Source organism: Neotabrizicola shimadae, assembly GCF_019623905.1.
GTDB lineage: Bacteria > Pseudomonadota > Alphaproteobacteria > Rhodobacterales > Rhodobacteraceae > Neotabrizicola > Neotabrizicola shimadae.
Window position 1 is genome coordinate 1,057,647 of record NZ_CP069370.1, and the last position, 22,271, is coordinate 1,079,917.

The window sequence follows — 22,271 nt, forward strand, 5'->3', positions numbered from 1 at the left end:
AGGCAGGTGGCGGATGACCGGGATCAGTTCTCGGACCGGGGAAGGTTTGTCCCCGCAGGAAGGCGCGGCGCTGGCCGCGATGGAAGGTTTCCTGAAGGAGTTCAAAAGCTTTCAGGGCGACGTGCAACAGGCGTTCAAACAACAGGACGAACGGATGACGATGCTGGACCGCAAGACGATGACCCATGCCCGCCCCGCGCTTTCGGTGGCGGCCGAGGTCGAGGTGCCGCACCGCAAGGCCTTTGCGGCCTATCTGCGGTCGGGCGATGACGACGGGCTGCGTGGCCTGGCGCTGGAGGGCAAGGCCATGTCCACCGCCGTGGCAGCGGATGGCGGCTATCTGATCGACCCGCAGACCGCGGATACGATCCGCTCGATGCTTGTTTCGACGTCGTCGATCCGGTCGATTGCCTCGGTGGCCCATGTCGAGGCGCTGTCCTTCGACGTGCTGATCGACCGCAGCGAGGTGGGCTCGGGCTGGATCACCGAGGCCTCGGCGGTGACGGAAAGCGCCACGCCGGCCATCGAGCGCATCTCGATCAAGCTGCACGAGTTGTCGGCGATGCCCAAGGCGAGCCAGCGGCTGCTGGATGACAGCGCCTTTGACGTGGAGGGCTGGCTGGCCGGCAAGATCGCCACGCGGTTCATCCGTGCGGAATCGGCGGCTTTCGTCAGCGGCGACGGCGTGGACAAGCCCAAGGGGTTCCTGACTCCGGCCAAGGTGGCCAATGCGAGCTGGACCTGGGGCAGCCTTGGCTATGTGCCCTCGGGCGCGGCGTCGGACTTCCCCACGACGAATGCAGCGGATTGCATCGTCAACCTGGTCTATGCGCTGGCGGCGGATTACCGGGCCAATGCGACCTTCGTTATGAATTCCAAGACCGCCGGCGCGGTGCGGAAGATGAAGGACGCCGACGGGCGCTTCATGTGGTCGGATGGCCTCGCGGCGGCGGAGCCGGCGCGGCTGATGGGTTATCCGGTGCTGATCTGCGAGGACATGCCCGACATCGCGGCCAACGCCTATGCCATCGCCTTCGGCGATTTCAAGTCGGGCTACACCATCGCCGAACGCCCGGATCTGCGGGTGCTGCGCGACCCGTTCTCGGCCAAGCCGCATGTGCTGTTCTACGCGACCAAGCGCGTCGGCGGCGACGTCACCGACTTTGCGGCGATCAAGCTTCTGAAGTTCGCCCTGTCCTGACGGGCGTTCCTGACGCCGCGGCGGGCCGGGCCTGTCGCGGCGGTGGGCGCGCGCCGGGAACCCGTGCTGTCCAGCCCCCTCTGACCGAGCGGTGCGGGGCGCGCGTCCACGGCCTGCGGAATGGGGCGTAAGGAGTTTGGCGATGATGCTGGTTGAAGAAAGCCAGGTGCCGGTCGTGGCGCTGCCGGTGGCGGCGCTGCGGGAGCATCTGCGGCTGGGGTCGGGCTTTGCCGGGGCCGATCTGCAGGACGGGCTCTTGGAGGGGCATCTTCGCGCCGCCATGGCGGCGATCGAGGGGCGGATCGGCAAGGCGCTGATCGCACGGGCCTTCCGGCTGGAACTGGAGGACTGGCGGGGGGTCGAACAGCCCCTGCCGCTGGCGCCCGTGGTCTCGGTCGCATCGGTCACGCTGGTGGATGCGGCGGGGGAAGCGGTGGCTGTCGATGCCGGCCGGTTCCGACTGGTGCGGGACACGCACCGGCCGAAGCTGGCGGGCAAGGGCGGTGCCCTGCCCGTGGTGCCGGTGGAGGGCCGTGTCGAGGTGGTGTTCGAGGCGGGCTTCGGGCCGGACTGGGCGGCGCTGCCGCCCGATCTGGCGCAGGCGGTCCTGCTGCTGGCGGCCGAGTTCTACGAGCGGCGGCACGAGGTGGGGGATCCGGTGGCGGCGCTTCCGGGCACGGTGCAGGCGCTGATCGCGCGCTGGCGCACCGTCCGCGTGCTCGGCGGGGGTGCGGGATGAGCAGCATCCGGTTGGGGCGTCGTCTGGTGCTGGAAGAGGCGCAGTCGGCGGGGGACGGCGCGGGGGGGCTGGCGGAAAGCTGGGTCGCCCTGGGGGTGCTGTGGGCCGAGGTGGCGCCCGGCGCGGGCCGGGAGGCGGCAGGCGAGGAGGTCTGGGCGGCGCAGGTGCCGCTGCGGATCACCGTTCGGGCGGCGGCGGTGGGCGATGCCCGCCGCCCGAAGCCCGGCCAGCGGTTCCGCGAGGGGGGGCGGCTGTTCCGCATCCTGGCTGTGAGCGAGCGCGATGCGTGCGGGCGCTACCTGGCTTGCATGGCGCGCGAGGAGGTCCCGGCATGAGCTATGGCGCGGCGGCGGCGGTGCAGACTGCCCTTTACGATCTGCTCACGGCGGTTCCGGCCCTGGCCGGTGTGCCGGTGATGGATGCGGTGCCCAAGGGCGGCGGCACGGGAACCTTCGTGCTGATCGGGCCGGAGGAGGTGCTGGACCGGTCGGACGGGTCGGGCGGCGGGGCCGAGCATCGGGTGCAGGTGAGCGTGATCACCGATGCCGCAGGTTTTGCCGCGGCAAAGGCGGCCGCTGTCGCGGTGTCGGATGCCGTGACGGGCAGCCGGCCGGCGATGGCGCGGGGCCGGGTGGTTGAGACGGTCTTCGTGAAGGCGGTGGCGCGGCGGATCGACGACGGGCGTCGGCGCCGCATCGACCTGACCTTCCGGCTGCGGGTCGAGATCTGAGATACAGGCAAGGAGACGGGCATGGGCGTGCAAAGCGGCAGGGATCTGCTGGTGAAGGTGGACCTGACGGGCGACGGGTCCTTCGAGACGGTGGCGGGGCTTCGCGCGACGCGCATCAGCTTCAACGCCGAGACGGTGGATGTGACGAGCCTTGAAAGCGCCGGCGGCTGGCGCGAGCTGCTGGCCGGGGCGGGGGTCAAGTCGGCCTCGATCTCGGGATCGGGCGTGTTCCGCGATGCCTCGACCGACGAGCGGGCGCGGCAGATCTTCTTTGACGGCGAGGTGCCGCAGTTCCAGGTGGTGATCCCGGATTTCGGCGTGGTGCAGGGGCCGTTCCAGATTACCGGCATCGAATATGCCGGCAGCTACAATGGCGAGGCGACCTACGAGCTGACGCTCGCCTCGGCCGGTGTGCTGGGCTTCACGGCGCTCTGATGGCCAATCCTTACGCGGGCGAAGTGGAAGTGCTGCTGGATGGCGTGCCTCATGTCGCCAAGCTGACGCTTGGCGCGCTGGCCGAGTTGGAGGCACAGCTGCAGGTCGGCGGGCTGGTCGATCTGGTGGAGCGCTTCGAGGCGGGGCGGTTTTCCAGCCGTGATGTCCTTGCGCTGGTGGTCGCCGGGCTGCGCGGTGGCGGCTGGCGGGGCTCTGCGGCCGACCTGCTGGCGGTGGAGATCGGCGGAGGACCGGTCGAGGCGGCGCGTGTGGCGGCGATGCTGCTGGCGCGGGCCTTCGGGGCCGCGGGGACATGAACGAGGGCGAGACGCAGCGGCGGCTGGACTGGCCGGGCCTGATGCGGGCGGGGCTTCGGGTGCTGCGGCTGGAGCCGGAGCGTTTCTGGCGCCTGACGCCCGTGGAACTTCGGATGATGTTGGGGATCGAGGCCGGATCGGCCCCCCTGACACGGGCGCGGCTGGCCGAACTGGCCGCGGCCTTTCCTGACCTGACAAGGGAAGAGACGAATGGATACGGGGAAACTGGAAGAGGAACTTTCGGCGCTGGATTCGTCGCTGGACCAGTCGGTCGCGATGGTCGGGGCCTTTGAAAGCGCCCTCGTTCGCATGAGGGAGTCGATGGCGACGACCGGTCAGGAGACCGGGTCGATGACCACGGGGTTTTCGTCCGGGCTGAAGCGGGCGATGGACGGGCTGGTCATGGATGGCATGAAGCTGTCGGACGCGCTGTCGCTTCTGGGCCGGTCGATGCTGGATGCGGCCTACGCGGCGGCGCTGAAGCCGCTGAACCAGGGCATCGCGAACGCACTGAGCACCGGGATTTCGGGCATCGTCAGCAACCTTCTGCCCTTCGCCAACGGCGCCCCTTTCGCCCAGGGCCGTGTGATGCCCTTTGCGCAGGGCGGGGTGGTGACCAGCCCGACGAGCTTTCCGATGCGGGGCGGGACGGGGCTGATGGGCGAAGCGGGCCCCGAAGCGATCATGCCGCTGGCGCGCGGGCCGGATGGCCGGCTGGGGGTGCGGGCCGGCGGCGGCGGGCGTTCCGTGAACGTGGTGATGAACATCCAGACACCCGATGTTGCCGGGTTCGAGCGCAGCCGCGCCCAGATTGCGGCGCGGGCGGCCCGCGCTTTGTCGCAAAGCCAGCGCATCCGCTGAGGAGGGACCATGGCGTTTCATGAGGTGCGGTTTCCCGCAAACCTGAGCTTCGGTTCTCAGGGCGGGCCTGAACGCCGGACGGACATCGTGACACTGGCCAGCGGCCACGAAGAGCGAAACACGCCCTGGGCCCATTCGCGGCGGCGCTATGATGCCGGGGTCGGCTTGAGGTCGCTGGAAGATCTGGAGGCGCTGATTGCCTTTTTCGAGGCGCGACAGGGCCAGTTGTACGGGTTTCGCTGGAAGGACTGGTCGGATTTCAAGTCCTGTCCCGCGTCGCGAACTGTGTCGGCCGAGGATCAGGTGCTGGGGGTCGGTGATGCGGCAACGGACCGCTTCGCGCTGATGAAGCGCTATGCCTCGGGCGAGCAGGCCTATGTGCGGCCCGTGGCGAAGCCGGTTGCCGGGTCGGTCCGCGTGGCGGTCGCGGGGTTGCCGCAGATGGAGGGCTCGGACTTCATGGTCGATACCGTGACGGGCTTGGTGACGTTCTTCGAGGCGCCAGCCCGCGGTGCACGGGTCACGGCCGGATTCGAGTTCGATGTGCCTGTGCGTTTCGACACCGACCGTATCCAGGTTTCGCTCGCTTCGTTTCAGGCGGGTGACGTTCCGAGCGTACCGGTTGTGGAGGTGCGCCTGTGAGCGGATCGAAGGATGCCTTGCTGGCGCATCTGGCCAGCGGGACAACCACCGTCTGCCGCACCTGGTCGGTGCATCGGACGGACGGGGCTGTCCTTGGGTTCACGGATCATGATTGCGACCTCGAGTTCGAGGGCATCCGGTTCGCGGCGGGAGCGGGCCTGACCGCGAGTGTCCTTGAACAGGTCACAGGCATGGCGCCCGACAACGCCGAGGCGCTTGGCATACTGTCAAGCGATGCCGTCAACGAGCAGGACATCCTGGCGGGGCGCTACGATGGCGCGGTCGTGCGCGTCTGGCTGGTGAATTGGGCAAACCCGGACGAGCGAATGATCGAGTTCGCGGGCCGCACGGGCGATATCGTCCGTGCCGGCAACAGCTTTCGCGTGGAGTTGCGAGGGTTGACCGACGTGTTGAACCAGACCACGGGGCGCGTGTTTCAGGCCGGCTGTGATGCCAGTCTCGGCGATGCCCGGTGCGGGTTCGATCTTGAACGTGCGGGATACCAGGCCGAGGCGGATATCCTTTGGATCGAGGAGGGGTTCCGGTTCGGATTTGCCCCCCTGGAAGGCTTTGCCGACCGTTGGTTTGCCCGTGGCCAGATGCGCCTTCTGAACGGCGAGGGGATCGGGCAGGCCGCGCTGGTCAGGCTTGACCAAAGCCTGCCGGCGGGACGTGAGATCGCCGTGTGGACGCCGTTCGGCGTCACACCAAAGCCAGGTGACCGAGTGCAGTTGACAGCCGGATGCGACAAGCGCGCGGCCACCTGCCGAGACAAGTTCACCAACTTCCTGAACTTTCGAGGGTTCCCGACCATTCCTGGCGAGGATTGGCTTACGTCCTTTCCGACATCGGGCAGCGCTCACTCCGGAGGCAAACTGCGATGACCGCGCCGCGTGAAGATGTTGTCGCTGCGGCTCGGGCATGGCTTGGCACGCCTTACCGCCATCAGCAGTCGTGTCGGGGTGCGGGCACCGACTGCCTCGGTCTGATCCGCGGAATCTGGAGGGAACTGGTTGGTGAGGAGCCAGAGGCTGTTCCTGCCTATACGCCTGACTGGTCCGAAGCCTCGGGTCGCGAAGACCTGCTTGCGGCGGCGCGGCGCTGGCTGCGGCCATGCCCCGACGGCCCCCTGGTGCCAGGGATCGTGCTGCTGTTCAGGATGCATGACGCTTCTGTCGCCAAGCATCTGGCGATTGTCTCCCGCACCGAGGCTTCGCCTTGCATCATTCATGCCTATTCAGGGCAGGGCGTGGTTGAAAGCCCGCTTTCCGCCCCCTGGGCGCGCCGTGTCACTGGCCGGTTCTCGTTTCCTTGAAAGGGTAGAAGATGGCGACTTTGATCCTGTCGGCCGTGGGTGCCTCACTTGGTGGTGCCTTGGGTGCCGGATTCCTCGGGGTCGCGGGTGCGGCCTTGGGGCAGGCCGCGGGCGCTGTGATCGGACGGTCGATCGACGAGAAGTTGCTCGGTTCGGGTTCCGAAGCGGTCGAGGTCGGCAGGGTTGACCGATTTCGGCTGATGGGAGCGAGTGAGGGGGCGGCAATCCCGCGTGTCTGGGGGCGGTTCCGGGTTGGCGGCCAGGTCATCTGGGCCAGCAGGTTCCGCGAGGACCTCAACCGCCGGTCAAGTGGCAAGGGGGGCGGGCGCAAGACGACGGTTACCGAGTACGCATATTCGGTAAGCTTGGCGATCGCGCTTTGCGAGGGTCCCATCCGTTGTGTTGGTCGGGTTTGGGCCGATGGCAACGAGATCGCGAAATCAAGCCTGAACATGCGAGTCTACGAAGGAACGGATGACCAGATCCCTGACCCGCTGATCGACGCGATCGAAGGCGATGGGTTGGCATGCGCCTATCGTGGGACAGCTTATGTTGTCATCGAGGACCTCGACCTCGGGCGATTTGGCAACCGCGTCCCTCAGTTCAGTTTCGAGGTGGTGCGCTGTGCGAATGTCGTTGACCGCGTGCCCACGCTTGCCGACACAATTCAGGCGGTCGCGCTTATCCCCGGAACGGGCGAATACGCTCTGGCGACCACCGCTGTGACACTCGAAGCCGCTCCGGGCGCTTCGCGGACTGTCAACGTCAACACGGCAGAGGGTCTTTCCGACATTACTGTCTCGCTTGACCAATTGCGTGGTGAACTGCCGAAAGTGAAGGCGGTCTCGCTTGTTGTGTCATGGTTCGGAGATGATCTGCGCTGCGGCTCATGCAGCATCCGTCCGAAGGTCGAACAGAAGGATGTTGATGGCCGCAACATGAAATGGCGAGCCGGCGGCATCGAACGGAAGGCCGCCCAGATCCTGCCGAAACTGAATGGCAGCAGCATTTACGGCGGAACACCTTCGGATCAATCTGTTGTTGAAGCGATCAAGGCGATCAAATCGGGTGGACAGGAAGTGATGTTCTATCCGTTCGTCCTGATGGATATTCTTGAGGGAAATGGCAAGCCAACCCCTTGGGCTCCCGACACGGAGCAACCGCAACTTCCATGGCGCGGCCGTATCACACTGAACCGTGCTCCGGGACAGCCCGGAACAACCGACGGTACCGACGCAGCAAAGACCGAGGTCGATGCCTTCTTCGGGACCGCAACCGGGGCACATTTTCGTGTCCAAGGTGGCAAGATCACATACAACGGGCCAATCGAGTGGGGCTACCGGCGGTTCGTATTGCATTATGCTCACCTTTGCGCGCTGGCCGGCGGTGTCGATGCATTCTGTATCGGGTCAGAGCTTCGTGGGGTTACTTGTATTCGGGCCTCAGGGGACTCCTTCCCTGCTGTTCAGCACTTGATCGATCTCGCTGCCGAGGTCCGTTCAATACTTGGGCAGAAGACAAAGATCGGCTACGCGGCGGATTGGTCGGAGTATGCCAATCACGCGGCTGATGGAAACCTGTACTTCCATCTGGATCCTCTTTGGGCAGATCCCAACTTGGACTTCATCGGCATCGACAACTATCTGCCGTTGAGCGACTGGCGTGACTCTGGCAGCAATTTGGATGGCCCGTGGGGGAGTTGCGCAAATCCGGACTATCTCTACAACAATGTCGCCGGTGGCGAGTGGTTCGACTGGTACTATGACTCGAAAGAAGCGGTATTGGAGCAGCGCCGCACGGAAATATCTGATGGGGAATTTGGAGAGCCTTGGGTATTTCGGGTCAAGGACATTCGCAGTTGGTGGGAGAACGAGCACTTCGATCGAGTTTCTGGCGAGCGCCGAGCTACTGCGTGGGTTCCCGGCCTCAAGCCCGTTTGGTTTACGGAATACGGGTGCCCGGCGGTTCATCTCGGTACGAACCAGCCTAATGTGTTTGTGGACAAGAGGTCGTCCGAGTCGCTGTTGCCAAGAGGTTCATCCGGGGTACGTGATGACTTCATTCAGATAGGTTACTTTTCGGCCATAGCAGAGTTCTGGAATAGACCCGAGAACAACCCGACGTCTGGCTTATACAATGGGTCGATGGTCGACATGACACATGCTTTTGCCTGGGCTTGGGATGCGCGTCCGTTTCCCAGCTTTCCGACACTTGGGGAGGTTTGGTCAGACGGGCCGAACTTTGAGCTTGGGCATTGGATAAACGGAAGGAGTGGTTCCGAGTGTGTCGAGAACGTTGTCAAGGACCTGTCCTCACTCACTCAAGGCGGGTTGGTGGTGAAAGACATTCCCCGGGTAGTGCGCGGCTACAGCGTGCCTCGTCTGTCTTCGGCGCGGTCCTCGATCCAGCCGCTGATGCTGGCATTCGGCCTTGATGTCGTCGAACGCGATGGAGAAGTACAGATTCGTGGCCGATCGGCTCGTTCGACGTTGGCGATCGACCCTGCAAGGGAAGTGGTTGAGAGTGAACTCGGTGGCCTTGTTGAGCGTAAACGCCAAGCGCCTGAGTCGGACGCCGAAAGCATCATCGTCTCCTACATGCGCGATCAAGGAAGTTTTGAAACAGCGACAGTCCAATCTTTGCAGGCCTTGGGAGTTGCCAAAGGCCGCGCGGAGTCGGAAGTGCCGATGGTTCTGACGCAGAAGGAAGCCCGTGCCCTTGTTGAGCGTTGGCATGCCGAGCTTTCCCTTGGCCGTGAAACGATCAAGCTTGCCTTGCCCTTGTCGGAGTCGGCCTTGGGGCCCGGCGATGTCGTTCTGATTGATCGGACGCCGTTTCGGATCGACCGAGTTGAGCGATCCGGCCATCTGATCCTTGAAGGGGTCCGGACAGACCAGGCTGCCTTCGAGGCAGTGTCGAGTGATGACGAGGCGGTACCTTGCATGGTGCCGATGACGAGCACGCAGCCAGAGGTCGTATTTCTAGACCTGCCATTGCTACGTGGCGACGAGATTCCTTATGCCCCCCATGTGGCGGTTGCTGCGTCCTCATGGCCGGGGCCGGTTGCAATCTGGGATGCAATTGGCCAAGACGGGTTTGGCTTGAATACCCTCATCACTTCGCCGGCGGTTGTGGGTGTTACAAGAAACTCTCTCCTCGCCGCACAACCTGGATTGCCGGACCGCGGAGCGCCGTTGAGAGTATCGTTCTCGCGCAGCGATGTCAGCGCTGCAAGTTGGGAGGCGGTCCTCTCTGGGGCCAACTTGGCGGCAATCGGAACTGGGGCTGCCAGTGGGTGGGAGCTGTTCCAGTTCGCGGATGCGACAGTTGTTGGCCCCGATGAGTATGAACTCTCGATGCGGCTTCGGGCGCAGCTAGGTACCGAAAGTGACATGGTTGCCGAATGGCCGCCTGGATGCTTGGTGGTGATCATCGACAGCGCACTCCAGCAAATTGGCATTGCGCCCAACCAGCGTGGTCTGACACGCGTGTACCGGACGGGCGTTGCCTCATTGGGCTACGCAGATTCTCGCACCGAAGTCCGAACCGAGGTGTTCTCGGGCAATGGTCTACGTCCATACTCAGTCGTGCATCTGAAGGTCGTGGCTCGTGGCGACGGGGGGGCAACAGTGCGCTGGACGCGTCGCACGCGCATCGACGGCGACAACTGGGATGGCTTCGATGTGCCCTTGGCGGAAGAGGGCGAATGGTATGTGATCAGAGTCTACGCGGGCGCGATTTTGCTGCGGGAAGATCGTGTCGCGGAACCGGAGTGGGTTTACGCTGAAGAACTGCTCTTGGCAGACAGGTCGTATGGTCGCCTGACGGTAGCGGTGGCCCAGGGATCGGCCCGCTTCGGACTTGGCCCGTTTGCGGCGTCGGCCGTTCCGGAATGGGGCGATTCTTGATCTTTCCACTGTCGCATGCTTCTGTGCTGCTCATGTCTTGACGCGGAGGTCGAGGATGAGCACGGACGCCAGGGCAAAGCTGAAATCTGTTGACCCGGTTTGGGAACGCATCCGCGCGGAGGCACTGGATGCCGTGGCGCTTGAGCCGTTGCTCGGTGGCTTGATCCACTCGAGCCTTCTGCATCACCCGACGATGGAACGCGCTCTAGCCTATCGTTTTTCGCTTAAGCTTGCGTCGGGCGAGATGAGTGAGCAGATACTTAGGGAGATCGCAGATGAGGCATTCGCTTCGGATCCCTCGATCGGAGGCGCGGCACGAGCAGACGTCGTTGCTGTCCATGACCGCGATCCAGCATGCCACCGATTCCTTCAACCCGTGTTGTTCTTCAAGGGCTTCCAGGCGATCCAAGCCTACCGCATTGGTCACTGGCTGTGGCAGCACAGCCGGACCGATTTGGCATATTTCGTGCAGATGCGCGTATCGGAAGTCTTTGGTGTCGACGTCCATCCGGCGGCGAAGATTGGCCAAGGCATCATGATCGACCACGCCCATTCCATCGTCATCGGCGAGACCGCGGTTGTGGGCGACAATGTCTCCATGCTTCACTCCGTTACACTTGGAGGCACAGGCAAAGAGAACGGAGACCGGCATCCGAAGATCGGCAATGGCGTCCTGATCGGGGCGGGCGCAAAGGTTTTGGGGAACATTTCGGTTGGCTCGTGCTCTCGCATCGCTGCGGGTTCGGTTGTCCTTCAGGACGTCCCGCCAAACACGACGGTCGCCGGTGTCCCGGCACGCGTTGTGGGCAAGGCGGGATGTGATCAACCGGCGCTCTCGATGAACCAGATCCTGTCCGGCGATTGATCTGGCAGCGAGAGGCCGTGTGATCGAGCAGGCTCGCCTTTACCTGTACAATGCGATAGCCCGCGTGACGGGTGCGGCGGTGTCACTCTTCGCGCGCCTCATAACGGCGCTTCGGCCTGTCTGGTTGGGTTGCGAGCCCATCGCCGACAAGCGTGTCTATTTTGCGAATCACACGTCGAACGGCGACTTCGTTGTTGTATGGACGGCGCTTCCTCCGTCTCTTCGATCGCAGACCCGGCCTGTCGCCGCAGCGGACTATTGGCTGGCCTCGCGGCTGCGGTCCTTTGCGGGGCGGTGGGTATTCAATGCAGTTCTGATCGACCGGCGACCAGACATGCGGACTGAAAACCCGGTTGATCAGATTGTTGCGGCTTTGGACGACGGCTACTCCCTGATCCTATTCCCTGAAGGCAAGCGCAATACGACAGCCGAGGCGGTGCTTCCTTTCAAGACGGGTCTCTATCATGTTGCCGCCGCGCGACCTGATGTCGATCTCGTCCCGGTCTGGATCGCGAATCTCAGTCGCATCATGCCCAAGGGCGAAATCATTCCGCTACCGTTGCTTTGCACTGTAACTTTCGGCGCGCCTCTGCGTCTGAACGAAGGCGAGGCCAAGGCGGATTTCCTTCTTCGCGCCGCGAACGAGTTGCGTGCGCTGGCGCCGGTGGCGACATGACGGCCCCTCCGTCTGAGCTCGTCAGCTTCCTTGTCGCCGTCGGGGCCATCCTTTCGATTGCCACCATCGCTGGCCAGACCCTGCGGTCACGTGTGGCACCTGACCGAACCAATCCGGTCATCGAAGAGATCAACGCGCGCATAGCCTCCTGGTGGGCGATGGTCGTGTTGATCGGGCTGGCACTTCTGGCCGGTCGGACCGGAATTGTCCTCTTGTTCGCGGTCTGCTCCTTCGCTGCCCTGCGCGAATTCCTCAGTTTGACCAGAACGGCGCGTGCCGACCACTGGTCGTTGCTTCTGGCGTTCTACGTCATCCTGCCGCTTCAGTATTTGCTGGTCTGGCATGACTGGTACGGTCTCTACTCGATCTTCATTCCCGTATACGCTTTCCTACTGCTGCCCGTGCTCTCGGCCCTGCGCGGTGGGCCCGACCGGTTTCTTGATCGGATTGCAGAGACACAGTGGGCCATCATGCTGGCCATCTATTGTGCGTCATATGTGCCAGCCCTGCTCAACCTCCATATCCCTGGCTACGAGGGGCGGAACATCCTGCTCGTGGCCTATCTGATCTTTGTCGTGCAGTTCTCCGATGTCATGCAGTTCGTTTGGGGCAAGCTTGTCGGGCGGCACCGGATCGCCGCAAGCATTTCGCCATCGAAGACCTGGGAAGGCTTTGTCGGTGGCGTCGCAACAGCCTCGCTGGCAGGTATGGCTTTGTGGTGGATCACCCCGTTCTCGCCTTTCGTGTCCCTGTCCGTCTCCTTTGCCATGTGCTTGGCCGGTTTCGCCGGAGGGCTTGTTCTTTCCGCCATCAAGCGCGATCGCGGAGTGAAGGACTGGGGCTATGTCATTCCGGGTCACGGCGGGTTCATCGACCGGCTGGACAGCGTGCTCTTTGCTGCCCCCATCTTCCTGCACATCATGCGCTATGCGTGGTCGCTGAAGTGACGGGCGAAGACGGGAGGCGACCACTTCAATCCAGACAAAGCTCTTGGGCGCGTGCGGCAGCGACCCAGTTGGCCGTTGGGAATGTGCCCCCGAACCGGATTTCCCAGGCTGGGCTGGCGTTCGCCGCCATTGGCGCGCTGGCTTTCGCAGCAAGCCCCCATCTTTCCCCCGGTTGGCGCGGCATGTGCCTTGTCGCCGCTGCCGTCATGATGCAGGCGCGGCTGGTCTGCAACCTCCTTGACGGTATGGTGGCAATCGAGGGCGGTCGCCGACAGGCAGACGGTCCGTTCTGGAACGAGGCGCCGGACAGGCTGTCCGACACGGCCTTCCTCGTCGGCGCCGGCTATGCTGCGCAAGACATCTCGCTCGGCTGGACCGCTGCCGCGCTGGCCATCCTTGTCGCCTATCTGCGTGAGCTTGGCAGAGCAGAAGGATTTCCCCCGGACTACTGCGGCCCCATGGCAAAGCAGCACCGCATGGCAGTGCTGACAATCGGTTGTCTCGTCGCCGCTCTCTGGCCAAGTCCCGGAGCCATTCTGACCCTGACCCTCTGGATCATCGTCGCGGGCGCCGCAGCGACCGCCGGCCGGCGATCACTGCGGCTGATCCGCAGGCTGAAGTCCCGTTAGGCCAGCATCGCCACTGGGCTTTCCAGGTTCTCGACGATGGCCTTCAGAAGCTCGGCCCCAAGCGCACCGTCGATCACGCGGTGATCGACCGACAACGTCATCGACATGACGGTTGCCACACCGATCGTGCCATCGGCTTTCACCACTGGCTTTTTCACCCCCGCGCCAACGGCAAGAATGGCACCGTGAGGCGGGTTGATCACGGCGTCGAAATTGTCGATGCCGAACATGCCAAGGTTCGAGATCGCAAAGCTGCCGCCCTGATACTCATGCGGTGCCAGCTTCTTGGTCTTTGCCCGGCCTGCCAGGTCCTTCATCTCGGCTGACAGCGCGGACAGCGACTTGGACTGGGCGTCCCGCAGCACGGGTGTGAACAGCCCACCCTCCACCGCCACGGCCACGGCCACATCCGAAGGCTTCAGCTTCAGGATACGGTCGCCCGCCCAGACGGCATTGGCATTCGGCACCGCCTGCAAGGCCATCGCACAGGCCTTGATGATGAAGTCGTTGACCGACAACTTGACGCCACGCCCGGCCAACTGGCCATTCAGGGTTTCGCGGAAGGCCATCAGCGCGTCCAGTTGCACATCGCGGCGCAGGTAGAAATGCGGGATGGTCTGCTTGGCCTCGGTCAGGCGGGCGGCAATGGTGCGGCGCATGCCGTCCAGTGTGACCTCCTCGTAGGTCCGGTCGGCGTAGATCTTCTTGATCGTCTCCGCCGAGGGCGAGGACGGGGCCGCAGCTGGTGCTGTCGGGGCAGGGGCTGCCACAGCCGCGGGTGCCGCCGCGGCCGCAGCCTGGGTCGGCGCGGCCTGCGCCCCCTCGACATCCGCTCGCACGATCCGACCATGCGGGCCGGACCCGCGCACGGCGGTCAGGTCCAGACCCTTCTCCTTCGCGATCCGCCGCGCCAGCGGCGAGGCAAAGACCCGCGCGCCAGTAGCCACGGGCGCAGAGGCCGCGGCAGCCGGAGCCGGGGCGGTCGCCGCCGCAACCGGGGCAGGGGCAGCCGGAGCAGCCGCCGGGGCAGGGGCCGCATCGGCAGATTCACCTTCCTCGACCAGCACGGCAATCGGCGTGTTCACCTTCACGCCCGCCGAGCCTTCCGGCACCAGAATGCGGCCGACGATCCCCTCGTCTACCGCTTCGAACTCCATCGTTGCCTTGTCGGTTTCAATCTCGGCCAGGATCTGGCCGGACTTCACCACATCGCCTTCCTTCACCAGCCACTTGGCCAGCGTGCCTTCCTCCATGGTCGGGGAAAGCGCAGGCATCAGGATTTGCGTTGCCATGTCCTCACCTCACCGATAGCAGACGGACTTGACCGCCGCGACGACCTCGGCGGTCGTCACCAGCGCCAGCTTTTCCAGGTTCGCTGCATAGGGCATCGGCACGTCCTTGCCCGTGCAGGTCACCACCGGCGCATCAAGATAGTCGAAGGCGCGTTGCATGATCGTGCTGGCGATGTGGTCGCCGATGGATCCGACGGGGAAGCCTTCCTCCACCGTTACGCAGCGGTTCGTCTTCTGCACGCTGGCGATGATCGTGTCATAGTCGATGGGACGCAGCGTCCGCAGGTTGATCACCTCTGCCGAGATGCCCTCCTTCGCCAGTTCCTCCGCTGCCTGCAGCGCATGGGTCATGCCGATGCCAAAGCTGACCAGCGTCACGTCCGTGCCCTGCCGCCAGATGCTGGCCTTGCCGAAAGGCACCGCGAAATCCGGGTCGGTCGGAACTTCGAAGGACCGTCCGTAGAGGATTTCGTTTTCCAGGAAGACCACTGGGTTCGGGTCGCGGATGGCCGTCTTCAAAAGGCCCTTCGCATCGGCCGCCGAATAGGGCATGCAGACCCGCAGGCCGGGGATCGCGGCGTACCAGGCCGCATAGTCCTGGCTGTGCTGCGCACCCACGCGGGCCGCAGCGCCGTTCGGACCGCGGAACACCATGGGCGAGCCCATCTGGCCACCCGACATGTACAGCGTCTTGGCGGCCGAGTTCAGTATGTGGTCGATCGCCTGCATGGCGAAGTTGAAGGTCATGAACTCGACGATCGGCTTCAGCCCGCCCCAGCTTGCGCCCGTGGCGATGCCGGCAAAGCCCATCTCGGTGATCGGCGTGTCCACCACGCGCTTCGCGCCGAATTCGTCCAGCAGGCCCTGGCTGATCTTGTAGGCGCCCTGGTATTCGCCCACTTCCTCGCCCATGAGGAACACGCTCGGGTCGGCGCGCATCTCTTCGGCCATCGCCTCGCGCAATGCTTCGCGCACCGTCATGGTCTTGGTTGCCGCTCCGGGCGGCACATCCGTATGCGGCCATCCGCTGGCGACGGCCAGGGGCGCAGGCGCTGCCGGTGCCGCGACCGGGGCCGCCGCAACCGGAGCCGCCGCGACGGGGGCCGCCACCGGGGCAGGGGCCGCGTCCGCGACGCTTTCTCCGTCTTCCACCAGCACGGCGATGGGCGTGTTCACCTTCACCCCGGGCGTGCCCTCGGCCACCAGGATCTTGCCGACCTTGCCCTCGTCCACCGCCTCGAATTCCATCGTCGCCTTGTCGGTCTCGATCTCGGCCAGGATCTGCCCGGCCTTGACCATGTCGCCTTCCTTCACCAGCCACTTGGCCAGCGTGCCTTCCTCCATCGTCGGAGAAAGCGCGGGCATCAGGATCTGCGTTGCCATGTCCTCACTCCCCCCTTACGCGTAGATGTCCGTCCAGAGCTCCTCGACGGGCGGCTCGGGGCTTTCCTTCGAGAACTCGGCCGCCTCGTTCACCAGCGCCTTGATCTCCTTGTCGATGGCCTTCAGGTCATCCTCGCTTGCCAGACCGCCCTGAACCAGCAGGTCGCGAACATGGTCGATGGGGTCCTTTTCGGACCGCATCTTCTCCACCTCCTCGCGGGTGCGGTACTTCGCCGGGTCCGACATCGAATGGCCGCGATAACGATAGGTCATCATTTCCAGGATGTAGGGGCCGTTGCCCGCGCGGCAGTGCGCCACCGCCTTCTCGCCCGCGGCCTTCACCGCCAGCACATCCATCCCGTCCACCTGTTCGCCCGGAATGCCATAGGCCAGGCCCCGCCCGAACAGCGTGGTGGACTTGGTGGACCGCTTCACGCTGGTCCCCATCGCATACTGGTTGTTCTCGATCACGAAGATCACCGGCAGGTTCCAAAGCTCTGCCATGTTGTAGGTCTCATAGACCTGGCCCTGGTTCGCCGCGCCGTCGCCGAAATAGGTGAAGGTCACGTTGTCGTTGCCCAGGTACTTGTCGGCAAAGGCCAGACCCGCGCCAAGCGGCACCTGCGCCCCCACGATGCCGTGGCCGCCGTAGAAGTGCTTCTCCTTCGAGAACATATGCATCGAGCCGCCCTTCCCCTTGGAATAGCCGCCGATCCGCCCCGTCAGTTCCGCCATCACGCCCTTGGCGTCCATGCCGCAGGCCAGCATGTGCCCGTGGTCGCGGTAGCTGGTCACCCGCTTGTCGCCTTCCTTGGCCGCCGCCTCCAGCCCCACCACCACGGCCTCCTGGCCGATGTAAAGGTGGCAGAACCCGCCGATCAGGCCCATGCCGTACAACTGGCCGGCCTTCTCCTCGAAACGCCGGATCAGCAGCATTTCGCGGTAGTATTTCAGCAGTTCTTCCTTGGATACGTTCGGTCTGTCGACCGGCTTCTTCACGGCCATGAGCAGCACCCTCCCTCACTGGCTGGGATAGTTCAACGTTGAACCATCCCTACAGCATCGGGAAAAACAGGGCAAAGAAAAAACTCGGGCGGCCACAGGGGCCGCCCTGCATGGGTGTCATGCGAAAATCGAATGTCTCAGCGGATCACGATCTCGTCGGCGCGCACATAGCCCAGGACGTCGCGCACCTGTTCGTCCAGAAGGTCGATGTCCAGGAACTGGTCCGACATGCGCCAGGTCCGGTTCTCCAGCTCGGCCAGTTCGGCCTTCAGCCGGTCGCGTTCGGCGGCAAGCTCGGCCGCCTCGGCCTTGATCTGCACCTGCCGGAACACGCCGTAGTCGCCCTGCACCGCGGCAAAGCCGAAATAGCTGCCCAGGGTGAAGCAGATCAGGAAGTAGGCCATGCCGCCAAGCGCGGGACGAGACTGGATTGCGTTCATGCTCTGCCCATCTCCCCGTGTTTCCGGGGTTTCGACCACCCTGCCACAGAGCGATTCCCATGGGAATCCCCCAAATGCGCCGGACATGCATTTTCGCGGGAAAACAGGGGGCTGCGGGCGGATACTCGCCCGCAGCGGGAACCTGGGGGCCACTGAGGCCCCGCAGAAGGTCTCAGGTGATCGAGGCCGCGTGAATGCCGTCGATGGCGCCCTTCAGCACGGTATCGAACTCGGCATCGCTCTGGCCGGCCGAAAGCCCCTCGCTCAGGGCCCGGCTGAAGCTTGCGATGATGCCATGGTTCATCGCCAGGATCTTGTTCGCCTCGTCGCGCGAATGACCGCCCGACAGCGCCACCACCTTCAGCACCTTGGGATGGTTCACCAGCGGCAGGTAGAAATCCGGCACCGTCGGCAGGCTCAGCTTAAGCATGAGCTGGCCCTCCCAACCGTCCAGCGCCTTCAGGATTTCCGCCTGCAGGATCGCCTCGGCCTCGGCCTTGTCGGCGATCGAGATGGTGACTTCCGGCTCCAGGATCGGCATCAGCCCATGCGCGGCGACCTGGCGGCCCAGGTCGAACTGCTGCGCCACGATGGCGGCAATCCCCTTGGGATTGGCCGCGTTCACCACCGACCGCTCCTTCGTGCCAAAGATCCCGGCCTTGACCGCGCGCTCCAGCAGCGCATCCAGGCCGGGGATCGGCTTCATCAGCTGCACGCCGTCGGCTTCCGCCTCAAGCCCCTTGTCGATCTTGAGGAACGGCACGACACCGCGCTTTTCCCACAGGTAGGTCGCGGTCGGGATGCCGTCGATGGTGCGGTCCATGGTCTGTTCGAACAGGATCGCTCCCACCACCTTGTCGCCGGTGAAGGCGGGCGACTTGATGATCCGCGCCCGCATCGCGTGGATCATGTCGAACATCTGCTCTTCGCCGCTGTAGGCCGTTTCCGGCACGCCATACAGCTTCAGCGCCTTGGGGGTAGACCCGCCCGACTGGTCCAGCGCGGCGATGAAACCCCGCCCGCTGCGCACCTGTTCGGTCATCTTCGCATTGGTCATGTCCGTCTCCATTTGCCCGGCCCCGGCGTAACGCCTGGGCATATCCCTCGCAACGGCGCGAACCGTCGCAACCGCGCCGCTTCAGCCAAGCGCCGCAACCCCCGGAAGAACCTTGCCTTCCATCCATTCCAGGAAGGCGCCGCCCGCGGTCGAGATGAAGGTGAAATCCTCCGCAACGCCCGCCTGGTTCAGCGCGGCCACCGTGTCGCCGCCGCCGGCCACCGAAATCAGGTTGCCCTCCTGCGTCAGCTTCGCCACCGCCTTCGCCGCCGCGACCGTGGCTGCATCGAAGGGCGCCAGCTCAAAGGCGCCAAGCGGGCCGTTCCAGATCAGCGTACGGCAGTTGGCAAAGACGGCTTCCAAGAGCAGCACGGTCTTCGGCCCGGCATCCAGGATCATCGCATCCGGCGGGCAGGCTTCTGCCGCCACCGTCTCGTTCGGGGCATGGGCCTTGAACTCGCGCGCCACCACCACATCCACCGGCAGGTGAATCTGGCACCCCGCCTTCGCGGCCTTCTCCAGGATGTCCTGCGCCGTCTCGGCCATGTCACGCTCGGCCAGGCTCTTGCCCACCTCGATGCCCTTGGCCACCAGGAAGGTGTTGGCCATGCCCCCGCCGATCACCAGGTGATCCACCTTGGTCACCAGGTTCGCCAGCAGCTCCAGCTTGGTCGAAACCTTCGCACCGCCCACCACGGCCGCCACCGGCCGGGCCGGGTTGCCAAGCGCCGCTTCCAGCGCCTTGAGCTCCGCCTCCATCAGCCGCCCCGCCGCCGCCGGCAACAGCCGCGCCAGCCCCTCGGTCGAGGCATGGGCCCGGTGCGCCGCCGAAAATGCGTCGTTCACATAGATGTCGCCCAGAGCCGCCATCTCGGCCGCAAGCGCCGGATCGTTCTTTTCCTCGCCGGCATGGAACCGGGTGTTTTCCAGCAGCACCACCTCGCCCGGTGCCGCCGCGGCAATCGCGGCCTTCGCCGGCTCGCCCACGCAATCGGCGCCGAACACCACCTTGCGCCCAAGCGCCGCCTCCAGCGCGGGCTTCACCCGGCCCAGGCTCATCTCGGGCACGACCTTGCCCTTCGGCCGGTCGTAATGCGCCAGAAGCACCGGCTTGCCGCCGCGGGCGATGATGTCCTCGACCGTGGGCACGATCTTGTCGATGCGCGTGGTATCGGTCACGCGGTCGCCATCCATCGGCACGTTGATGTCCACGCGGCACAGCACGGTCTTGCCCGCCATTGCCACATCGTCCAGCGTCTTCCAGCCCATCGTGACCTCCGTCGATTGCGCAACGCCCTTCCACCCCATCCCGGCCCCCGCGTCAACGCCCGCGTGCCGCAGGCTCCGCGTCACTTTGTGCCGATGCGCAAAGGCTGCCCTTTCCCCCGGCGCCGCCTGCCCTTAGTTTGCGCCAGACCCGAATCCGAAGGAGACCCTCGTGGCCGAGATCAAGGATCCCGAGAACACCATCATCATGACGCTCAAGGATGGCGAGGTGGTGATCGAGCTTCTGCCGGCGATTGCGCCGAAACATGCCGAGCGCATGAAGGCGCTCGCCCGCGCCAAGGCCTATGACAACGTGGCCTTCCACCGCGTGATCGACGGCTTCATGGCCCAGACCGGCGACGTGGAACATGCCAACATGGCCTCGCCCAGCTACAACGCGCGCCGCGCGGGCACCGGCGGCTCTGACCTGCCGGACCTGCCGGCCGAGTTTTCCGGTATCCCGCACGACCGCGGCACGCTCGGCGCCGCCCGGTCGCAGAATCCGAACTCGGCCAACAGCCAGTTCTTCATCAATTTCAAGGACAACCACTTCCTGAATCGCCAGTACACGGTCTATGGCCGCGTGATCTCGGGGATGGAACATGTGGACAAGATCACCCGCGGCGAGCCGCCGGCGAACCCCGACCGCATGATCACCGTCCGGGTGGCCGCCGATGTCGTTTGACCGCATCCTCCCCGCCGGCATCCTCGCCCTCGGCCTCGCCGTGCTTGGCGGCTATGCGATCAGCCAGTCCAGCACGCCCGCCGATGCCGCCGAAGACGGCCCTGGCCCGAACCTCGTGATCGAGGTCGACGGCCAGGCCAAGGGCACCATCGTCATCGACCTCTTCCCCGACGTGGCGCCCCAGCACGTGGCCCAGGTCACCGCGCTGGCCGAACAGGGCGCCTATGACGGCGTCGTCTTCCACCGCGTGATCGACGGCTTCATGGCCCAGACCGGCGACGTGCAATACGGCAAGAAGGGTGGCGACACCTCGATGGCCGGTATGGGCGGCTCGTCCATGGCGGACATCCCGGCCGAATTCTCCTCGGTTCCCTTCGACCGTGGCGTGCTTGGCATGGCCCGCAGCCAGGACCCGAACTCGGCCAACAGCCAGTTCTTCATCATGACCGCCCCGGCCCCGCACCTGGATGGTCAATACACCGCCTTCGGCCGCGTGGTCTCGGGCATGGAGGTCGTCGACGCCATCAAGAAGGGCGACGGCGGCAATGGCGAGGTCACGGACCCCGACGTGATGGTCAAGGTCACCGTCCAGCCCTGACGCTTCAGGCGGGCGCAGCCTCGGCCAGCGCCCGCCTCGTCCATTCGGACAGACCAAGCGACACCAGGATCAGCCCGGTGAACAGATACAGCCCCCAGGCCGTCTCGATCACCGTCATCCCCACGCCCTTCACCACCACGATGTACAGCGCCAGCAGAAAGACATCGCCCATGGCGAGCTTGCCCAGCACATGCAGCGCCGGCATCACCTTGGGCGACAACAGCCCGAACTGAACCAGCGCCAGCCCCCCGGTCTTGGCCCAGGGCGCAAAGATCGCCATCACCGTCACCACCAGCGCCAGCACCGGCGAAGATCCCCACAGCGACTGCAGCCCCGAGATCACCGAAATCTCGGACATGCCAAACAGCGGCAGGTCCAGCCCGGCCCGGATCAGGGGCGCAAACCAGGCGACGGGAAACAGGACAAGCAGGGACAGGTTCAGCCAGCGCATGGGACAGTCCTGCCCCGCCGCCCACCCGGCTTCAAGTCTGTTTCTGCGGCTTGGGCAGGCTCACCACATTGGCCGAGGCGACATCCTCGAAATCATAGCCAAGCGCCGGCAAGAGCTCGCGCAGGTCGCCCTCCAGCCGGCGCATCTGCACCTGCACCTGCCGTTCTTCGGCTTCCACATCGGTCAGCCAGCGCCGGATCTCCGCGCAGGTCCGCTGCGCCAGCGCCACCCGCTCCTGCATCGCCTCCGCCTCTTCCTGCCGCTGCTTCAGAAAGCCCCGCGCGCGCTCGACCTTCTCGTCGGAATAGACGCGCGCCAGGTCGCGCGACTGAAAGCTCATCTGCGCCGCCAGCTGCAACAGCTCCGGCTCCAGATGCGCCAGATCGGGGTGCTTGCGCAGCTGCGTCAACCGCTCGCGCATCGCGTCGAACTCGGACGACAGCGCAAAGACCCCGGCCCGGTCGGCGGCATGGGCCTGCCGATAGGCGCGCACCACATCCTCCATCCCCACGGCGAAACTGCGGTGCGACCGCTCCAGCCGTGCCATGCGCGCATTGGCCGGCAAGAAGGCGGCCAGCACCACGAACAGCACCGCCAACCCGACCTGCAACGCCATGCCCGCCCAGGGCACCGGCACACCGCCCCAGGACAGGGCCACATGGGGCCAGGGCAGCCATCCGGCAAAAGCCAGGGCCGAAGCCGCCACCAGAAGTCCGGCCATCCCCACAATCACCACCTGCGCCACAGACCGCAGCGTGGACATGGACGAAAGCGCAATGCCGCGCATGGACATGCGTGAAAACCCCCAAAGCCAACCCACTGACAGGTT

26 protein-coding genes are annotated in these 22,271 nt (G+C 64.9%); 18 read left to right on the forward strand and 8 right to left on the reverse strand.

What is annotated here, in order from left to right:
* Positions 1-13 precede the first annotated feature (13 nt).
* The 16 genes from JO391_RS05025 (at position 14) to JO391_RS05100 (ending at position 13,265) form a co-directional block, all read left to right on the forward strand.
* A complete protein-coding gene (locus JO391_RS05025; RefSeq protein ID WP_220663096.1) occupies positions 14-1,201 on the forward strand; it encodes a phage major capsid protein in 1,188 nt (395 codons plus the stop codon).
* 142 nt (positions 1,202-1,343) lie between these two features.
* Positions 1,344-1,940 (forward strand): head-tail connector protein, encoded by a 597-nt coding sequence (locus tag JO391_RS05030; RefSeq protein ID WP_220663097.1) that lies wholly within the window; start codon positions 1,344-1,346, stop codon positions 1,938-1,940.
* Complete coding sequence (locus JO391_RS05035) at positions 1,937-2,275, forward strand: head-tail adaptor protein (RefSeq protein ID WP_220663098.1); 339 nt, start codon at positions 1,937-1,939, stop codon at positions 2,273-2,275. The genes JO391_RS05030 and JO391_RS05035 overlap by 4 nt, the downstream gene beginning before the upstream one ends.
* Positions 2,272-2,670 carry a tail completion protein gp17 gene (gene gp17 / locus JO391_RS05040; protein ID WP_220663099.1) on the forward strand — a complete coding sequence of 133 codons (399 nt, stop codon included), beginning with the start codon at positions 2,272-2,274 and terminating at the stop codon, positions 2,668-2,670. Before JO391_RS05035 ends, gp17 begins: the two co-directional genes overlap by 4 nt.
* A gap of 21 nt (positions 2,671-2,691) precedes the next feature.
* Complete coding sequence (locus JO391_RS05045) at positions 2,692-3,105, forward strand: phage major tail protein, TP901-1 family (protein WP_220663100.1); 414 nt, start codon at positions 2,692-2,694, stop codon at positions 3,103-3,105.
* The gene (locus tag JO391_RS05050; RefSeq protein ID WP_220663101.1) at positions 3,105-3,422 is read left to right on the forward strand and encodes a gene transfer agent family protein; all 318 of its coding nucleotides are present in this window, start codon (positions 3,105-3,107) and stop codon (positions 3,420-3,422) included. Before JO391_RS05045 ends, JO391_RS05050 begins: the two co-directional genes overlap by 1 nt.
* Positions 3,419-3,715, forward strand: a complete 297-nt coding sequence (locus tag JO391_RS05055; protein WP_220663102.1) for a rcc01693 family protein — start codon at positions 3,419-3,421, stop codon at positions 3,713-3,715. The genes JO391_RS05050 and JO391_RS05055 overlap by 4 nt, the downstream gene beginning before the upstream one ends.
* Complete coding sequence (locus tag JO391_RS05060; RefSeq protein ID WP_220663103.1) at positions 3,633-4,283, forward strand: RcGTA-type gene transfer agent tail tape measure protein; 651 nt, start codon at positions 3,633-3,635, stop codon at positions 4,281-4,283. The genes JO391_RS05055 and JO391_RS05060 overlap by 83 nt, the downstream gene beginning before the upstream one ends.
* Before the next feature lie 9 nt (positions 4,284-4,292).
* Positions 4,293-4,925, forward strand: a complete 633-nt coding sequence (locus JO391_RS05065) for a DUF2460 domain-containing protein (RefSeq protein WP_220663104.1) — start codon at positions 4,293-4,295, stop codon at positions 4,923-4,925.
* Positions 4,922-5,809: a phage/gene transfer agent baseplate hub protein gene (locus JO391_RS05070; RefSeq protein ID WP_220663105.1), complete on the forward strand. Its 888-nt coding sequence runs from the start codon at positions 4,922-4,924 to the stop codon at positions 5,807-5,809. The genes JO391_RS05065 and JO391_RS05070 overlap by 4 nt, the downstream gene beginning before the upstream one ends.
* A complete protein-coding gene (locus JO391_RS05075; RefSeq protein ID WP_220663106.1) occupies positions 5,806-6,240 on the forward strand; it encodes a C40 family peptidase in 435 nt (144 codons plus the stop codon). The genes JO391_RS05070 and JO391_RS05075 overlap by 4 nt, the downstream gene beginning before the upstream one ends.
* Positions 6,241-6,251: 11 nt before the next feature.
* Complete coding sequence (locus tag JO391_RS05080; RefSeq protein WP_220663107.1) at positions 6,252-10,148, forward strand: baseplate multidomain protein megatron; 3,897 nt, start codon at positions 6,252-6,254, stop codon at positions 10,146-10,148.
* A 55-nt stretch (positions 10,149-10,203) separates the two neighbouring features.
* A complete protein-coding gene (gene cysE, locus JO391_RS05085) occupies positions 10,204-11,013 on the forward strand; it encodes a serine O-acetyltransferase (RefSeq protein WP_220663108.1) in 810 nt (269 codons plus the stop codon).
* A 19-nt stretch (positions 11,014-11,032) separates the two neighbouring features.
* Positions 11,033-11,689 carry a lysophospholipid acyltransferase family protein gene (locus JO391_RS05090; protein ID WP_259444827.1) on the forward strand — a complete coding sequence of 219 codons (657 nt, stop codon included), beginning with the start codon at positions 11,033-11,035 and terminating at the stop codon, positions 11,687-11,689.
* Complete coding sequence (locus JO391_RS05095; RefSeq protein ID WP_220663109.1) at positions 11,686-12,636, forward strand: phosphatidate cytidylyltransferase; 951 nt, start codon at positions 11,686-11,688, stop codon at positions 12,634-12,636. The genes JO391_RS05090 and JO391_RS05095 overlap by 4 nt, the downstream gene beginning before the upstream one ends.
* Positions 12,637-12,818: 182 nt before the next feature.
* Entirely contained in the window at positions 12,819-13,265 is a 447-nt protein-coding gene (locus JO391_RS05100; protein ID WP_259444828.1) for a CDP-alcohol phosphatidyltransferase family protein, read from the forward strand.
* On the opposite strand, the gene JO391_RS05105 is transcribed toward JO391_RS05100, so the two are convergent.
* The 6 genes from JO391_RS05105 to JO391_RS05130 all read right to left on the reverse strand — a co-directional run bounded on the left by JO391_RS05105 (position 13,262) and on the right by JO391_RS05130 (position 19,711).
* Positions 13,262-14,557, reverse strand: a complete 1,296-nt coding sequence (locus tag JO391_RS05105) for a pyruvate dehydrogenase complex dihydrolipoamide acetyltransferase (RefSeq protein ID WP_220663110.1) — start codon at positions 14,555-14,557, stop codon at positions 13,262-13,264. The genes JO391_RS05100 and JO391_RS05105 overlap by 4 nt on opposite strands.
* A 9-nt stretch (positions 14,558-14,566) precedes the next feature.
* The gene (locus JO391_RS05110; protein ID WP_220663111.1) at positions 14,567-15,940 is read right to left on the reverse strand and encodes a pyruvate dehydrogenase complex E1 component subunit beta; all 1,374 of its coding nucleotides are present in this window, start codon (positions 15,938-15,940) and stop codon (positions 14,567-14,569) included.
* A gap of 15 nt (positions 15,941-15,955) precedes the next feature.
* On the reverse strand, positions 15,956-16,945 hold the full coding sequence (pdhA, locus tag JO391_RS05115; protein WP_220663112.1) for a pyruvate dehydrogenase (acetyl-transferring) E1 component subunit alpha: 990 nt from the start codon (positions 16,943-16,945) through the stop codon (positions 15,956-15,958).
* Positions 16,946-17,082: 137 nt separating this feature from the next.
* Complete coding sequence (locus JO391_RS05120; protein ID WP_220663113.1) at positions 17,083-17,385, reverse strand: FtsB family cell division protein; 303 nt, start codon at positions 17,383-17,385, stop codon at positions 17,083-17,085.
* A 172-nt stretch (positions 17,386-17,557) separates the two neighbouring features.
* Positions 17,558-18,442, reverse strand: coding sequence for a fructose bisphosphate aldolase (locus JO391_RS05125; RefSeq protein ID WP_220663114.1), 885 nt, complete (start codon positions 18,440-18,442; stop codon positions 17,558-17,560).
* Positions 18,443-18,523: 81 nt separating this feature from the next.
* A complete protein-coding gene (locus tag JO391_RS05130; RefSeq protein WP_220663115.1) occupies positions 18,524-19,711 on the reverse strand; it encodes a phosphoglycerate kinase in 1,188 nt (395 codons plus the stop codon).
* Between the two features lie 169 nt (positions 19,712-19,880).
* Between JO391_RS05130 and JO391_RS05135 the strand changes: the two genes are divergently transcribed.
* Positions 19,881-20,393 (forward strand): peptidylprolyl isomerase, encoded by a 513-nt coding sequence (locus JO391_RS05135; protein WP_220663116.1) that lies wholly within the window; start codon positions 19,881-19,883, stop codon positions 20,391-20,393.
* Complete coding sequence (locus JO391_RS05140; protein ID WP_220663117.1) at positions 20,383-20,991, forward strand: peptidylprolyl isomerase; 609 nt, start codon at positions 20,383-20,385, stop codon at positions 20,989-20,991. The genes JO391_RS05135 and JO391_RS05140 overlap by 11 nt, the downstream gene beginning before the upstream one ends.
* A gap of 4 nt (positions 20,992-20,995) precedes the next feature.
* Here the strand turns inward: JO391_RS05140 and JO391_RS05145 are convergent, their stop codons facing one another.
* Both JO391_RS05145 and JO391_RS05150 read right to left on the reverse strand, forming a co-directional pair.
* Positions 20,996-21,442, reverse strand: a complete 447-nt coding sequence (locus JO391_RS05145; protein WP_220663118.1) for a paraquat-inducible protein A — start codon at positions 21,440-21,442, stop codon at positions 20,996-20,998.
* Positions 21,443-21,473: 31 nt separating this feature from the next.
* On the reverse strand, positions 21,474-22,235 hold the full coding sequence (locus tag JO391_RS05150) for a DNA repair protein (RefSeq protein ID WP_220663119.1): 762 nt from the start codon (positions 22,233-22,235) through the stop codon (positions 21,474-21,476).
* Between the last annotated feature and the right edge of the window lie 36 nt (positions 22,236-22,271).

Bases quoted from the DNA above. Each gene is read 5' to 3' on its own strand.
- JO391_RS05025 (WP_220663096.1), top strand. From the start codon at position 14: ATGACCGGGATCAGTTCTCGGACCGGGGAAGGTTTGTCCCCGCAGGAA.
- JO391_RS05030 (WP_220663097.1), top strand. From the start codon at position 1,344: ATGATGCTGGTTGAAGAAAGCCAGGTGCCGGTCGTGGCGCTGCCGGTG.
- JO391_RS05035 (WP_220663098.1), top strand. From the start codon at position 1,937: ATGAGCAGCATCCGGTTGGGGCGTCGTCTGGTGCTGGAAGAGGCGCAG.
- gp17 (WP_220663099.1), top strand. From the start codon at position 2,272: ATGAGCTATGGCGCGGCGGCGGCGGTGCAGACTGCCCTTTACGATCTG.
- JO391_RS05045 (WP_220663100.1), top strand. From the start codon at position 2,692: ATGGGCGTGCAAAGCGGCAGGGATCTGCTGGTGAAGGTGGACCTGACG.
- JO391_RS05050 (WP_220663101.1), top strand. From the start codon at position 3,105: ATGGCCAATCCTTACGCGGGCGAAGTGGAAGTGCTGCTGGATGGCGTG.
- JO391_RS05055 (WP_220663102.1), top strand. From the start codon at position 3,419: ATGAACGAGGGCGAGACGCAGCGGCGGCTGGACTGGCCGGGCCTGATG.
- JO391_RS05060 (WP_220663103.1), top strand. From the start codon at position 3,633: ATGGATACGGGGAAACTGGAAGAGGAACTTTCGGCGCTGGATTCGTCG.
- JO391_RS05065 (WP_220663104.1), top strand. From the start codon at position 4,293: ATGGCGTTTCATGAGGTGCGGTTTCCCGCAAACCTGAGCTTCGGTTCT.
- JO391_RS05075 (WP_220663106.1), top strand. From the start codon at position 5,806: ATGACCGCGCCGCGTGAAGATGTTGTCGCTGCGGCTCGGGCATGGCTT.
- JO391_RS05080 (WP_220663107.1), top strand. From the start codon at position 6,252: ATGGCGACTTTGATCCTGTCGGCCGTGGGTGCCTCACTTGGTGGTGCC.
- cysE (WP_220663108.1), top strand. From the start codon at position 10,204: ATGAGCACGGACGCCAGGGCAAAGCTGAAATCTGTTGACCCGGTTTGG.
- JO391_RS05095 (WP_220663109.1), top strand. From the start codon at position 11,686: ATGACGGCCCCTCCGTCTGAGCTCGTCAGCTTCCTTGTCGCCGTCGGG.
- JO391_RS05100 (WP_259444828.1), top strand. From the start codon at position 12,819: ATGTGCCTTGTCGCCGCTGCCGTCATGATGCAGGCGCGGCTGGTCTGC.
- JO391_RS05105 (WP_220663110.1), bottom strand. From the start codon at position 14,557: ATGGCAACGCAAATCCTGATGCCTGCGCTTTCCCCGACCATGGAGGAA.
- JO391_RS05110 (WP_220663111.1), bottom strand. From the start codon at position 15,940: ATGGCAACGCAGATCCTGATGCCCGCGCTTTCTCCGACGATGGAGGAA.
- pdhA (WP_220663112.1), bottom strand. From the start codon at position 16,945: ATGGCCGTGAAGAAGCCGGTCGACAGACCGAACGTATCCAAGGAAGAA.
- JO391_RS05120 (WP_220663113.1), bottom strand. From the start codon at position 17,385: ATGAACGCAATCCAGTCTCGTCCCGCGCTTGGCGGCATGGCCTACTTC.
- JO391_RS05125 (WP_220663114.1), bottom strand. From the start codon at position 18,442: ATGACCAATGCGAAGATGACCGAACAGGTGCGCAGCGGGCGGGGTTTC.
- JO391_RS05130 (WP_220663115.1), bottom strand. From the start codon at position 19,711: ATGGGCTGGAAGACGCTGGACGATGTGGCAATGGCGGGCAAGACCGTG.
- JO391_RS05140 (WP_220663117.1), top strand. From the start codon at position 20,383: ATGTCGTTTGACCGCATCCTCCCCGCCGGCATCCTCGCCCTCGGCCTC.
- JO391_RS05145 (WP_220663118.1), bottom strand. From the start codon at position 21,442: ATGCGCTGGCTGAACCTGTCCCTGCTTGTCCTGTTTCCCGTCGCCTGG.
- JO391_RS05150 (WP_220663119.1), bottom strand. From the start codon at position 22,235: ATGTCCATGCGCGGCATTGCGCTTTCGTCCATGTCCACGCTGCGGTCT.